The sequence below is a fragment of the Fibrobacter sp. UWB16 genome (assembly GCF_900215325.1).
Taxonomy (GTDB): Bacteria; Fibrobacterota; Fibrobacteria; order Fibrobacterales; family Fibrobacteraceae; genus Fibrobacter.
On record NZ_OCMS01000003.1, the window covers coordinates 328,229 to 340,946 of the forward strand.

Sequence of the window (12,718 nt, forward strand, 5' to 3'; positions counted from 1 at the left end):
TTATGAAAATTTCAAAAATTGCTGCGACGCTCGTTATCGCTCTCAGTGCAATGTCTATGGCTCAGACGAATGCCCGTGACATTATGGTCAAGGTCAAGAACCGCCCGGATGGCGACACGCGTTCTTCCTCGATGGAAATGAAGCTCGTGAATAAGAGCGGTAACACCCGTGTCCGCAAGATTACTTCGTATGCAATGGACGTGGGCGAAGATACCAAGACCATCATGTTCTTCCTTTACCCGAACGACGTGAAAGGCACGGGTTTCTTGACCGTGAACTACGATGACGTCAACAAGGAAGACGACAAGTGGCTCTATCTCCCGGCTTTGAAGAAGACCCGCCGCATCAGCGGAAAGAGTTCCAAAACTGATTACTTCATGGGTTCCGATTTCACGTACGATGATATCGGTAAGCGCAATGTCGATGAAGATACGCACAAGCTCTTGCGCGAAGAATCGGCAGACGGTTTCGATTACTACGTCGTCGAATCGACTCCCAAGAAGGAAGGCGAAATCTTCTCCAAGAAACTCGTCTGGATCCGCAAGGATTGCGATGTCGTCGCCAAGGTCGAATTCTACGACAAGCTCGGCAAGCTCCATCGCCAGATGGTTTCTTCGGACATCAAGAAGGTTGACGGTTTCTGGACTGTCGGCAAGATGGAAATGAAGAACGTGCAGACGGGACACTCCACGGAACTCCTCTTCCTCGATCCGAAATACAACATCCAGCTCGATTCCAAGATCTTCTCTGTGAACAAGTTGGAACGTGGGTTGTAATAATTAGGGGGAGACGCATTCTACGTCATCCTGAGGACCGTAGGGACGAAGGATCCAGTTAAGTCTTGAATGTCATGCCCGCCATTGCGCGGGCATCTCCCTTTAAGGAGGAAAAATGATAAAACACGTCATTGCGAGGAACAAAGTGACGAAGCAATCTATGATTTCATTGGCGTTGTCTGCAGCGTTCGCCTTATCCGCACACGCCCAGGAAGACGAGCTTTCTCTGCAACTGAACGGCTTTGTGGATTCGTATCACGCGTTGCAGGTGGAACATCCGCATAAGATCATGTCTTCGCGGACGCGTCTCCGTCTTGAAATGCGTGCGAATTACGGCGAGGCTTCGCTTTTCTCGAGTGTCAATCTCGCGTACAACAGCCTCATCAAAGACCAGTCGGGAGCGTTCCTTCGTGAAGCGTATTTCGACTACGCCGGCAAATACCTTGAAGTCAAGGCGGGTCGTCAAATTATCACGTGGGGCGTTGCCGATGGGCTCCGCATTACGGACTTGATTTCGCCCATGGACTACACGGAATTCATGGCGAACGATTACGACGACATTCGCGTGCCTGTGAATGCCATCAACCTCAAGTATCCTGGCGAAAGCTTCTCCGCCGAACTCGTCTTTGTGCCGGTTCCGGAGTATTTCGTGATGCCCTCGGGTGAAGACAATCCGTGGACCATGCCGTTACCTGCGAATACGAGCATGGATTTGAGCGGTACTCCCGAAAAGCGCCTCAAGAACAGCGAAGTGGGCGGCCGCTTGCGATTCTTCCTTGAAAATCTCGACTTCTCGCTTACCGCGTTACGAACTTTCAACAAGTCGCCTGTCACGATTGCGAGCTTCGATCCGGAAACGAAATCTGCCGTGATTAAGGGCATCTACGAGCCGATGAATGTTGTCGGTGGCGATGTCTCCATCCCGGTGGGCGAAATTGTGATTCGTGGCGAGGTGGCGGCGTACTTTGGCGAGCCCATTGCCTTGAAAAATTCTCGCGATTACTGGTTGCGAAAGACTTTCAACGGTTTGCTCGGTGTTGACTGGTATGCTGGCGATAACTGGACTTTCATGTTCCAGTACATGCATAAGATTATCATGGATTACCAGAGCGTGCTTGGCATGGAACAGAATACCTCTATGCTTACGGCTCGTATCTCTAAGGAAGTCCTGAACAATACGCTTAAACTTTCTGTTTACGGGATGTTCGATGTCGATAATGTCGGTTTCTATGTGCGTCCGGCGGCAGATTACCTCCTGAATGACCAAATAACGATTTCGTTAGGCGGCGATTGGCTTGGCGGAAGGCGCGGTACGTTTAAAACTTACAAGAAAAATACGCAAATATGGGTAAAAGGTAAGTATTTCTTTTAGTTGAGTCACTTGCCGTTTTAAATAAAATTGCCTAAATTTAGGCTAGACTAAGTTAGTTTAATCTAATTAAATTGGTTTGAACTAAAATACTTGGTCTGGTCTAATTTTTTGAGAGTGATATTATGATTAAACCCGTACCCGATAAAAATCTGATTTTGATTCAGAATACAGATTTCTTTTCCCATTATATGTTACAAAATAAAACGGGGACGGGACACCTTCTAACATATAACGTATTGCCTGGGCTGCAAGTCTTCTACAGCAATTTCCATCTCAAGGAATTTACCTTCAATTTTGAGAATCAAGGCAAGAACTTGATTGTGCTCCATTGCCATAACGGCAGCGCAGAATGGCTGAATTCGGAATCCATGCCGAAATCCATGGAAGAGAATGGCCTCGTTTTGCTCGACAATATGCCGGCAAGCAAGACGTTTAAATTCCCGGTGCATTGCTATCACGGGATTTCAGTCGTGTTTTCTATGGAACGCTGCCAGTGCGAACTCATGAACATGTTCAAGGCGGTCGGTGTTGACTTTGCGGCCCTTATCGAAAAAATCCAGCCGCTTACACTCCCGTTAAAGCTTCCGTCTAGCGAGCACGTGAGCCACATTTTCTCGGAACTCTACAGGCTCCCGAAAAACATCCGTTTGCCGTATTTTAAAATCAAGGTGCTTGAACTCATCCTCTTCTTGAGCCGCCTTGATTCCGAAGCCAAGTATGAGACCGCTGCGCAAATCCCGAGCGCTTATAAAGGTAAAATGGAACTCCTGCGCGAAATCCTCCGCGAAAATGTCGAAGAGCATTTGACGCTCGAACAGCTCTCCAAGCAAATTGAAATGAGCCCGACGCAAATGAAAAAGTATTTCAAGCTGGCGTACGGTGATTCCATTTATTCGTACCTCAAAACGTACCGCATGAAAAAAGCCACCCAGCTCTTGCTAGATGGCAAATTCAATGTCGCCGAAGTCGCAAGCCGTGTGGGCTATACAAACTCCAGCAAGTTTGCGCAAGCGTTCAAGGAATACACTGGCTGCTCGCCTAAGGAATACAAAAACAAGATCTAGTCTGCGGCGCTTCTTGCGCATATTTTGCGACGCATCTCGCAACACTCGCAGCGTTTTGCTAGCGCATCTCGTTATGCGTTTTCGTCAGTTGTTCCCGGTTCCTGGGCTTCGTTTGCGGCGTGTTTCTCTTCGTGCATTTCTTCATCGCGGCTAAGCGGTCTGTGTTCTGCGATTTTGATTTCGCGCTTGTTGATGTACATGTTCTTGTCTGCCTTGTTGAACGTGTCTGCGATTGTCGTTGCCTTGGCGTAAGATGCTATTGCAAGACCGCATGCAATCGAAATTTGCTTCCATGGGAACGATGCTTTCTTGGTCAAGTCCATGCTTTCTTTAAGCTGGCTCATAAGCTCGTGGTGGTTGTCTAAATCCCTGCCGGTAAGGACGACTAGGAATTCGTCACCGCCAATTCTAAAGACGGGGCTGTGTGTGAAAATTTGGCAAATCAACTTGCAAGAATTTATAAGGTAGGCATTCCCGTTTTCGTGACCGTACGTATCGTTGATTTCCTTGAGGTTGTTCGTGTCGAAAATGGCAATCCCGTACGATTTTACTTCGCCGCTTTCAATGCGGTCGCTGAGCTTGGCACGGTAATTGTCGTATGCCATCTTGTTGCGTACGCCGGTAAGTGAATCCTGGAATGCAAGCCCCTGCATCTGCTTCATGTGCTGGCTGATGTGGAATTTCGCTGCGGCAAAGCTCTTGGCAAGTTCTCCAATTTCGTCGTTCTGGCGAATGTTGAATTCTGCATTCATATCGCCCGTAATCATCTTCTTGGCTTCTTTAGTGAGCTCCTTGAGCGGCTTTGTAATGCTTCTCGAGAAGAAAATCGTGATGGCGGTCGTGAATGCAAGGAGGAGTAAAATAAAGATGATGCTTTGTTTGAGGTGCCTGTCTCTCTGGGCATTAATTTCTAGAACCGGCGCGATTGTCACAAGAGTCATGCCGTTGATGAGCGGGATGAAAATCTTGACTTGGTCTTCTTCTGGCTTGAATGTTAGACCGTTGGGGAGGGTCGGATGGTAAACGACGGTCCCTTCTGCGTCTTCCAAAAATGCAAAACCGCTTTGCATAAAGTGCACCTGTGAAAGCTGTTTTGTCATTTGGTCAAAATCGATATCGATGCCGGTGACGCCAATTTCCTTGTTGTCCAGGAACATTGGGATAACGTAAGAAATAATGTATGCGTTGATGTTCTTGTTGTAATAAGGCGGAAGCCAGACCGGGCTCCCGGTCATAATGGGCTTATAGTACCATCCTACATGTTCTACGTCAGAAGGGCTGAACTGCTTGATGTTTGTCGTAGCGTGATTTTCGAACAATCCGTCTGCTGTATTTCGAACGAGGTAAACGCCTTCGCTAGAGTGTGTGATGTCTGGATTAAATACGACGAATACGCTTTTGGTATTTGAAAGGTTGTAAATGGTGGATTTGAGGCGTTCCCTAATGCCATCAATGTTCCTGGATAAATTTTGTGGATCCGTCAAAAAGGTAGAGTCGTCCTTGATTTGCGAATAAATTCCCGCGGCGGCTGCCATCGTGTATTTTTCATGGGATTCGAACAGGTAGTTCAGCTTGGCGGCTTCGTTGTTCGCCTGGTCCTTCATGTACTGCATGGAGTTGCGCTGGGTGGTCCGGCTGATGAACAACGTACTAAGAACGCCGAGTGAAAGCGTTCCGATGAGCGTGGTCGATAACGACAGAATTAAAATTTTTGATTGAATCGAAAATCTCATGGTCACCTACTCAATATCGTTTCGATTTTTCAACATGTTGTTTTCGGCGCTAGAAAGCAGCTCGGATAGCGACGAAGATTTTGAATCTTTGCAAATGGCAATGCCGACAGCGAGCTTGACGCATTCCCAAGGATTTTCTGCTTGAGCGGAGCTCTTTACGCCTTCTTCCAGTTTTTCCAGAAGCCCGTTGCAATTCTTTAAATCGCTATTCATGAGCACCACGATGAATTCATCTTCGTTGATTCTGAATACAGGGCTATGATCGAATGTGGTACAAATGAGTTTGCTTGCAACCTGTAACAATGCGATGGCCTTGGAATTTCCGAACTTATTCTTGATTTTGAAAAGGTTGTCGACTCTTGCGACGAGAATCCCGTAAGATTTGATATCTCCTGTAGAAACTCTGATGCTGAATTCGCCAATGTAATGGTCAAATGAATTGCGGTTGCGTACGCTTGTGATCGGGTCCCTGAACGCAAGCCCCTTGATGTGACCCATCGTCTCGGCGAGACGCATCTTGGCCTTGACAAAGCTTGTCGCCAAATCGCCGATTTCATCATTCCGTTTGATGTTGAGTTCGATACCCATTTTGCCATCGATGAGTCTGTTGGCGTAGTCGGTGAGTTGCTTGAGCGATCTTGTAATCGAATTTGCAAATATGAGCGATGCTAAAATGTAGACCACTAAAATCAGCATCGTGATGAGAATAAGATTCTGAATAAGTTTATTTCGGTCTGCGGTTATGGATTCCTTGGGGATTACAAATGTCAAGTCCATCCCGTTTTCGAGTTTGTTATGAATGAACAAACTGTTTTCTGGTAATGTAAATGGATGGCCCTTAGGAATGCTGGGGTGGAAGAGAATGTTGCCGTTCTTGTCGGCGAGGAAAGCATAATCGTTGTCGAAAAGCCGGATCGAGGCGATTTCCCGGGTGAGGTAATCGAAGTCAATGTCTACGCCGACAACTCCTATTTCCGTATCGAATTTGAACAACGGAATGACATACGAAATCATGTAGACAGAGATGTTCTTGTTCAGGTAGGGCATCATCCAAGTCGGCTTTTTCGTCTTGATCGGTGTGTAATACCAGCCGACATGCTCGATATCGCTTGGATCGTATTTCGAAAAGTCTGTGGGCTCTGTAAACTTGAGCTCGTTGTCTCTCGCCGTTTTCGCCATGAAAATGCCGGAAGTCGGCGGAGTCAATTCCGGATTGAATCGCAAGTAGACCGCTACTGCTTTTTCGGTATTGCCGATGGTGAGCCTGATGAGTTCCCGGCTCTTTTCTGTGAATTCGTCGAGCTGTTTTTCGTCAGTCAATTGCCCGAGACTGTCCAGCATTCCGCTAATCGCAATTTCTAGCGTATTGACGTATTGCTCAACGTTCTTGAGGCGGTTGTTGATTTTAATGGTCTCGGTATTGGTGAGGTTGTGGAGATTGCGCTCGGTGTTGTCGTGCGTAACTTTATTTGTGGTATACAAACAAAGGCCGCCTAGAGCAAGTACGCAAAGGACTAGACCCGAAAGTGCGAATGTCAGTACTTTTGTCTGTATCGTTGCTCTAAACTGGCGTCTCATCTATTTCCCCAAAATTTCGATGACCTTTTTATTGTTTGTTGACCCCATGACGACTGAAACATCGCGCTTGTGGACGTGAAAGTAATCGGCAATCAGTTCACAAATGGCTTCGTTTGCGGCGCCGTCGACCGGCGGGGCCTTGACTTCGACTTTGTAGCTTCCGTCAGGCTGTGGCGTGACGCTCTCGCGCTTGCTGCGCGCGTGGACCTTGATGTTGATTCTCATGGCGCATTAAGTGAGAGCGATGCCGTCGTTCTGTATCGCAGCCGGCGCTTCGAATTCTCTCTGCTGGTCGTTTTCCATAGCGGAGAGGAGCTCGTCCTGGCTATGGATGAGGGCTCGGCAACGGATAAAGTAGTTTGTGCGAAGCTGGCGGAGCTGTTCGATTTCGGTGCGGAGGTTTTCGCTTTCGCGCTTGATGCTTTCGACTTCGCGCATGGCGCGTGCCTTTGCTTCGGCGATGATGATTTCCGCTTCCTTTTCGGCGGATGCCTTCACCTCGTTAATCGTGCGCTGCATCGTCACAACGGCGTCCTGGATCGTCTTTTCGATTTGGCGGTAGTAGTTCACGCGTTCTTCGGCAACTTTCAGGCGCTCGGTCAGGTTTGTGCGGTCGCGGAACATGTTTTCAAACGCGGTCGCCGTGGTTTCCAGAAAAGCCTTCACCTCTTCCGGATCGTACCCCTTAAAAGATTTTTTATGAAATGTCTGGTTTCTGATATCAAGCGGAGTGAGTTCCATAAAATCCTGCTTTTACGCTATAATCTATTATATAAGTAAAAGATATAAAAAGGATGCATGTTGTCATGCCTTGTGCGCTGTCATGCCCCGCCTGACGGGGCATCTCCTTTTGACAATATGGAATGGAGATTCCCGCTCAAGGCGGGAATGACATGCATCGCTCTTTAAAAATATCTGTTTACATCTTGTTAATACGCTGTGTTTTCGTTGAACGCTTTTTGTTTGAGTCCCGTTAAGGGTGAAAAATTACCCTTTAGGTCGGTTGTAACCCCTTGATAAATACCGACATTTTACTAAATTTGAGTCTCAAAAAAATTCTGTTTTCATAGAAAGGTTTTTATCATGAAAAGAACATTCCAGCCTCACAATCGTAAGCGCGTTAACAAGCACGGTTTTATGGCCCGTATGGAAGACCGTTGGGGTCGTGCTGTCTTGAGCCGTCGCCGTGCTAAGGGCCGTAAGGTCCTCACCGTTAGCGACGAAATCTATAAGAAGTAAGTCGGGGCTGGCTTATAGCCACTCTGCGTTCTTATCGGCTGCCCAATCAGCCCGCTTACCGGCAAGTAGCCGTCCAAGGAAAGTTCCTCCGCGCACCTGCTTTTAGCATGCGATGGATTGAAGCTCCGGACGGTTTTTGTCGTTTCTGCTTCTTAGCCAAGAAGAAGAACGGAAATGCCGTGTATCGCAATAAGTGCCGTAGGATCCTACGTCCACTGTTTTATGGTATTGTCCCGAATATCAAAAAGCCCGTCTGGGCAATGATTATCGTGAGCGACAATTCCAAGGAAATGTCCTCTGAACGTTTCCGTGAATCCGCCCAGAAAATTTTCCACAAGATGGAATGGGACAAGCAACCGGATGTGGCAGAAGCTTAAAAATGCTCTGGTGGCGGCTTTGATTGCCCCCATCCGTCTATACCAACTGGTACACCCCTATTTTTTTCATGGGGTCTGTAGATTCCAGCCTACGTGTTCAAACTACGCAATTGAAGCTTTACGCCTCCACGGGCCCATCAAAGGTTTCTATCTTGCGGTTTTTAGAGTCTTAAGATGCAACCCCTTCTGCAAGGGCGGCTATGACCCGGTTCCGCCCCCTAAGGATAAAAAATGAACAAGAATACACTCATTGGTTCCATCCTTATCGCGGTTATCGTGATTTGGTGGATGGCTGTCAATAACGCTAACGCCGAGGCGCAGGCCGCTGCCCGTGCCGCACAGGCTAAGGCTAAAACCGAAAAGCAGGTCGCTGCAGATTCTGCAAAGTCGCTCGTGATTCCGAGCAAGACGCCTGAAATCAAGGCTGCACCGGTTCTCGGTGGTTCTGAAAACGCTGCCGCTACGGCTGTGGCAAACGATAGCGCTGCTCCGGTCGCCCCGAAGGCTGAAATTGCAGAACGCTCCGTGACGGTCGAAACTGACAAGTTCATCATGACCCTCACCAACAAGGGTGCTAAGGTCAAGAGTGTTATCGTGAAGGCTCTTCCGGATTCTACCGGCAAGTTCCCGGAACTCATCCAGGATACGACGCTTGGCGCCTTTGACTTGAAGCTCGACAACGCAGACTTGAGCGAAGCGATGTTCGAACTCGGCAACGCGCCTGCAAAGATTGTCGTGACCGACAGCGCAAAGGTCCAGTTCGCATTCCAGGACGCAAACGGCAACCAGGTCATCCGTTCTTACGGTTTCACCAAGGAAGGCCCGGCAGTCCGTCAAGAAAACAAGTTTATCGGCTTCCAACCGAATGCTTACGAACTCGCATGGAAGGGCGGCCTCAAGGAAACTGAAGATATTCCGAAGTCCAAGGGCATCATGGGCATCGGCGGTGGTGGCACCTACTACTTCAGCGAAGTCGTCTTCAATGACCGCTATTCTGTGGAACGCGAAATGCCGCGCGAACAGGCTTCTTTCAACGCAACTGAAGGCAAGGTCATTTGGGCAGGGCTGCGTCGCAAGTACGTGGCCATGACGGTCCAGTTCGACGAAGCTGTTCCGGCTGTGCTCAAGACAAAGCCGATGAAGGTCGAAGATAGCGAAGTCGATCCGGGTACGTACAAGCTTACGATTGCCGACGATTTCCGCGGTGCTCAGTCCCTCAGCTACGACTTGATGATTCTCCCGCTCAAGTGGGATGAACTCTCTGCTCTCGACAAGGACTACGAAAAGATTATCGTGAGTGGTTGGAGCTGGTGCGGTGCAGACGTCTGGTTCGTCTGGATTTGCAAGATGCTCCTCAAGCTCTTGAACCTCTTCTACAGCATCATTCCGAACTACGGTATTGCTATTATCCTTGTGACGCTCATCGTTCGCGGTATCACGACTCCGTTCACCGTGAAGCAGATCAAGTCTACGCGTGGCATGGCCGCTCTCAAGCCGCAGCTCGATGAAATCAACGTGAAGTACCGTACCGACCCGCAGAAGAAGCAGGCCGCTATGATGGAACTCTACAGCAAGAACGACATCAACCCGCTCGCAAGCTGCACGGGTGGCTGCCTCCCGATGCTCATCCAGATGCCGATTTTCATGGGCCTCTTCTTTGTGCTTGGCCGTGCAATCGAACTCCGTGGCGCTCCGGCTTTCCTCTGGATCTCTGACCTCAGCCGCAGTGACGTTGTCTGGAACGGTATCAGCATTCCTATCATCATGCCGTCTGGCCTTGCCATCCTCCCGTGGCTCATGGTGGCAACGACCTATTTCCAGACCAAGGTGACGATGAGCTCCAACGCCGGCATGGATCCTGCCCAGCAGAAGATGATGGTGTGGATGATGCCTGCCATGATGCTCTTGTTCAGCGCCGTGATGCCGTCTGGTCTCGTGCTCTACTGGATTATCGGTAACATCTGGAGCATTGCTCAGTACAAGTACATCTACAGCAAGTTCCCGCCGGTTAACGGCAACAAGCCCGCCGCTTCTTCCAAGCTCAAGGGCAAGAACGTCAAGGACGCTGAAATCGTGAAGTAATTGAAAATGCGCGGGCTTTCCCGCGCATTTGTCATTCCCGCCTCCGAGCGGGAATCTCCCTCTCGTCATTAAGCAAAAAAGAAGCCGCATCTACGGCTTCTTTTTGTATTGTATGTCATTCCCGCCAGAGCCTGTCCTGAGCACAGTCGAAGGAAGCGTGCATCACCCTTATTTGCTCTTCTTAAGCTTCAAGATTCGCTTGACGCTTTCGTCTATCCGCGATTCCTTGATTTTGCCTTTTTCGACCGCTTTAACAACGGCGTCAAATACTTGCGTGAATTCTCTGGAACAAAGCACCACGTCAACGCCAGCTTGAATTGACTTGATCGCGGCTTCGGTGTTGCTGAACTGCTTGGTGATGGCTCCCATGTCCATCGCGTCAGTCACGATAACACCGTCAAAACCGAGCTCTCCGCGGAGCTTGTCTTGCAGAATCACTGACGAAAGCGTTGCTGGCAAATCGTCGCCTGAAACATTCGGGGCGGCAATGTGGGCGGTCATAATCATCTGGGCGCCAGCCTTGATGCCTGCCTTGAACGGGATCATTTCGCATTTGAGCATTTCGTCCCAGGTCTTGTCGGTCGAGGCGTAGCCATAATGCGTATCTGTACTCACGTCGCCATGTCCCGGAAAGTGCTTGAGCGTGCCGATAACGCCTGCGGATTCTAGACCGTTCAGGTAGCTCACTACAAATTTTGCAGCAGTCTTTGGATCGTCCGAAAAAGCGCGTGGGCCGATGACGATGTTGTCTGGATTCGTGTTTACGTCGGCGACTGGCGCGTAGTCAATATCGAATCCGTATTTCTTGACGTAGCTTCCGATGGTGAATGCTGCCTCGTAAGCGTCATCCGGATCGCTGGATTCTGCGATAGCGGCCATGCTTTCGTATTTGGGAACATCGAAATTTTCATTATTTGCAATACGCGCCACGCGACCGCCTTCTTCGTCAATCGCAAGGAGCGGTGAACCGTTGAGTTCCCTGATTTCATCGATGAATTTCCCAAGCTGGGTCTCATCGACAATGTTATGTGCGTAAAGAATCATGCCGCCAATGGGGTAGTCCTTGTTGACCGCACGCATGGTCTTGTTGACTTTTTGGAGCTTGTAATCGGGGAGCTCAGCGTATTCGTTCCAATGGATGCTTGTATCTAGCGCTTCGGGGCGCACAAAGAACATCTGCCCGACCTTCTCGCGGAGGGACATCTTCTGGATGGCGGAATCTTCTGCCGAGGGCTCGCTCGAATAATCGTTCCCGCACGCTGCTAGAAATAGTGCGGTCGCTGCACACCCAATGACGCTCGAAATAACATGTTTCCTGTAAAACATAAAATACCCTCAAGACTTATTCTTCAACATTAAACGTCTTGCCGGCAAACATTTTCAGCAATGCTTTCGAAAGTTTCGTTATTGCTGTGAGTTTGTCTGTCTCGACGTTCTTCTCTTTGCCCTTGATGTTGAAGGATAGTGTTGCACCCTTGTCCGTTACTTCCATGTTCACCTTGGCGCCCATTACAATCGGCACGTTTATATCGTCGTGCCCGGCCGGGAATCCGCACATCACGGGAATGTTGTACTCTTTCAAATATTGGGAGAGCATGGCTTCGGTGCTTTCGTAATCAAGGTCTGTTCCCGAATCCACAAATTCGCCAAGGATAACGCCTTTCACGTTTTCCATCACGCCGTGAAGTTGAATGGAATTGAACATGCGGTCGATGTTGCGCAGGTTCTCGCCGATTTCTTCCATAAAGAGGATGATGCCGTCATTCCTGAAAACATCGATATCGCTAGCGCCAATGAGCGGTACGAATGTCGCCATGTTGCCACCAACAAGAATACCCTCGGCTTTGCCTTTCTGGTTGTACTTGTGTTTTGGTACTTTGTATGTCGGGACTTCGCCTTTGAGCAAATCGCGTAGGAGCGTGCTGTTGATGTCCTTTCCTTCGCTTTTAGCCATGCTGGAACTCATGGTGCCGTGGATGCTCATGACGCCTGCTTTTGTTTGCATGGCATGTAGCGTGGTCACATCGCTATAGCCGATAACCCATTTGGGGTTCTTTTTTACAAGCTTCGGATCAATCAAATCGACAAGCTGGATGGTCCCGTAACCACCGCGGTTGCAAAGAATCGCCTTGATGCTTGTGTCCTTGAGCGCTTCTTCAAAGTCTTTGGCACGATCTTCTGCCGTGCCTGCATATTTGCCTGCTTCAACCTTACCTACGCTTTTGCCGATGACCGGTTTATAGCCCCAGTCCTTGAGGATGTCTGCGGTCGTTTGGACAACATCTTCTGTTGTCGTGTAAGCGGGGGAAAGTAGTGCGACTTTGTCTCCTTTTTTGAGGAAGGTGGGGGCGGTATTTTCGGCGAGGGGGGTGTTGTTTGATTCTTCCGGTGCAATATAAGAATTGCCGTCACTGCAGCCTGCAAGTGTCATAGATAAACATAATACAGCTGTTATTCCTATCGTTTTAGACAGGCTAGGAAACCTGAAACTGCAGGA

At 49.0% G+C, this 12,718-nt stretch carries 13 protein-coding genes; 7 read left to right on the forward strand and 6 right to left on the reverse strand.

Features of this window, described 5'->3' with window-relative positions; translation table 11 throughout:
- Positions 1–2: 2 nt before the first annotated feature.
- The 3 genes from CRN95_RS11230 (at position 3) to CRN95_RS11240 (ending at position 3,212) form a co-directional block, all read left to right on the forward strand.
- The gene (locus CRN95_RS11230; RefSeq protein WP_088630455.1) at positions 3–776 is read left to right on the forward strand and encodes an outer membrane lipoprotein-sorting protein; all 774 of its coding nucleotides are present in this window, start codon (positions 3–5) and stop codon (positions 774–776) included.
- A gap of 115 nt (positions 777–891) precedes the next feature.
- The gene (locus CRN95_RS11235; protein WP_235003002.1) at positions 892–2,148 is read left to right on the forward strand and encodes a capsule assembly Wzi family protein; all 1,257 of its coding nucleotides are present in this window, start codon (positions 892–894) and stop codon (positions 2,146–2,148) included.
- Positions 2,149–2,336: 188 nt separating this feature from the next.
- Positions 2,337–3,212, forward strand: a complete 876-nt coding sequence (locus CRN95_RS11240) for an AraC family transcriptional regulator (protein WP_235003003.1) — start codon at positions 2,337–2,339, stop codon at positions 3,210–3,212.
- 71 nt (positions 3,213–3,283) lie between these two features.
- Here CRN95_RS11240 and CRN95_RS11245 read toward each other — a convergent pair whose 3' ends face one another.
- From CRN95_RS11245 to CRN95_RS11260, 4 genes are read right to left on the reverse strand one after another with little or no spacing between them, the layout of a single operon-like run.
- Positions 3,284–4,945, reverse strand: coding sequence for a diguanylate cyclase domain-containing protein (locus CRN95_RS11245; protein ID WP_088630453.1), 1,662 nt, complete (start codon positions 4,943–4,945; stop codon positions 3,284–3,286).
- Between the two features lie 6 nt (positions 4,946–4,951).
- Positions 4,952–6,523, reverse strand: coding sequence for a diguanylate cyclase domain-containing protein (locus CRN95_RS11250; RefSeq protein WP_088630452.1), 1,572 nt, complete (start codon positions 6,521–6,523; stop codon positions 4,952–4,954).
- The gene (locus CRN95_RS11255) at positions 6,524–6,748 is read right to left on the reverse strand and encodes a DUF167 domain-containing protein (protein WP_097020938.1); all 225 of its coding nucleotides are present in this window, start codon (positions 6,746–6,748) and stop codon (positions 6,524–6,526) included.
- 6 nt (positions 6,749–6,754) lie between these two features.
- Positions 6,755–7,264 carry a DivIVA domain-containing protein gene (locus CRN95_RS11260; protein ID WP_088630450.1) on the reverse strand — a complete coding sequence of 170 codons (510 nt, stop codon included), beginning with the start codon at positions 7,262–7,264 and terminating at the stop codon, positions 6,755–6,757.
- A 342-nt stretch (positions 7,265–7,606) separates the two neighbouring features.
- Here CRN95_RS11260 and rpmH point away from each other — a divergent pair, with 342 nt between their 5' ends.
- The 4 genes from rpmH to CRN95_RS11280 are packed head-to-tail and all read left to right on the forward strand — an operon-like array spanning position 7,607 to position 10,221.
- Positions 7,607–7,762: a 50S ribosomal protein L34 gene (gene rpmH, locus CRN95_RS11265; RefSeq protein ID WP_014546417.1), complete on the forward strand. Its 156-nt coding sequence runs from the start codon at positions 7,607–7,609 to the stop codon at positions 7,760–7,762.
- 38 nt (positions 7,763–7,800) lie between these two features.
- Positions 7,801–8,139: a ribonuclease P protein component gene (locus CRN95_RS11270; RefSeq protein WP_073423802.1), complete on the forward strand. Its 339-nt coding sequence runs from the start codon at positions 7,801–7,803 to the stop codon at positions 8,137–8,139.
- Entirely contained in the window at positions 8,123–8,374 is a 252-nt protein-coding gene (gene yidD, locus CRN95_RS11275) for a membrane protein insertion efficiency factor YidD (RefSeq protein ID WP_088630449.1), read from the forward strand. The genes CRN95_RS11270 and yidD overlap by 17 nt, the downstream gene beginning before the upstream one ends.
- Entirely contained in the window at positions 8,371–10,221 is a 1,851-nt protein-coding gene (locus CRN95_RS11280) for a YidC/Oxa1 family insertase periplasmic-domain containing protein (RefSeq protein WP_097020939.1), read from the forward strand. The genes yidD and CRN95_RS11280 overlap by 4 nt, the downstream gene beginning before the upstream one ends.
- A gap of 168 nt (positions 10,222–10,389) precedes the next feature.
- On the opposite strand, the gene CRN95_RS11285 is transcribed toward CRN95_RS11280, so the two are convergent.
- A complete protein-coding gene (locus CRN95_RS11285) occupies positions 10,390–11,547 on the reverse strand; it encodes a glycoside hydrolase family 3 protein (protein ID WP_088630447.1) in 1,158 nt (385 codons plus the stop codon).
- 16 nt (positions 11,548–11,563) lie between these two features.
- A complete protein-coding gene (locus CRN95_RS11290) occupies positions 11,564–12,652 on the reverse strand; it encodes an LD-carboxypeptidase (RefSeq protein WP_235003004.1) in 1,089 nt (362 codons plus the stop codon).
- Positions 12,653–12,718 lie beyond the last annotated feature (66 nt).

What these genes read in the sequence shown, in the direction of transcription:
- CRN95_RS11250 (WP_088630452.1), bottom strand. Translation starts at nt 6,523, where the DNA reads ATGAGACGCCAGTTTAGAGCAACGATACAGACAAAAGTACTGACATTC.
- CRN95_RS11285 (WP_088630447.1), bottom strand. Translation starts at nt 11,547, where the DNA reads ATGTTTTACAGGAAACATGTTATTTCGAGCGTCATTGGGTGTGCAGCG.
- CRN95_RS11245 (WP_088630453.1), bottom strand. Translation starts at nt 4,945, where the DNA reads ATGAGATTTTCGATTCAATCAAAAATTTTAATTCTGTCGTTATCGACC.
- yidD (WP_088630449.1), top strand. Translation starts at nt 8,123, where the DNA reads ATGTGGCAGAAGCTTAAAAATGCTCTGGTGGCGGCTTTGATTGCCCCC.
- rpmH (WP_014546417.1), top strand. Translation starts at nt 7,607, where the DNA reads ATGAAAAGAACATTCCAGCCTCACAATCGTAAGCGCGTTAACAAGCAC.
- CRN95_RS11280 (WP_097020939.1), top strand. Translation starts at nt 8,371, where the DNA reads ATGAACAAGAATACACTCATTGGTTCCATCCTTATCGCGGTTATCGTG.
- CRN95_RS11235 (WP_235003002.1), top strand. Translation starts at nt 892, where the DNA reads ATGATAAAACACGTCATTGCGAGGAACAAAGTGACGAAGCAATCTATG.
- CRN95_RS11260 (WP_088630450.1), bottom strand. Translation starts at nt 7,264, where the DNA reads ATGGAACTCACTCCGCTTGATATCAGAAACCAGACATTTCATAAAAAA.
- CRN95_RS11240 (WP_235003003.1), top strand. Translation starts at nt 2,337, where the DNA reads ATGTTACAAAATAAAACGGGGACGGGACACCTTCTAACATATAACGTA.
- CRN95_RS11290 (WP_235003004.1), bottom strand. Translation starts at nt 12,652, where the DNA reads ATGACACTTGCAGGCTGCAGTGACGGCAATTCTTATATTGCACCGGAA.
- CRN95_RS11230 (WP_088630455.1), top strand. Translation starts at nt 3, where the DNA reads ATGAAAATTTCAAAAATTGCTGCGACGCTCGTTATCGCTCTCAGTGCA.
- CRN95_RS11255 (WP_097020938.1), bottom strand. Translation starts at nt 6,748, where the DNA reads ATGAGAATCAACATCAAGGTCCACGCGCGCAGCAAGCGCGAGAGCGTC.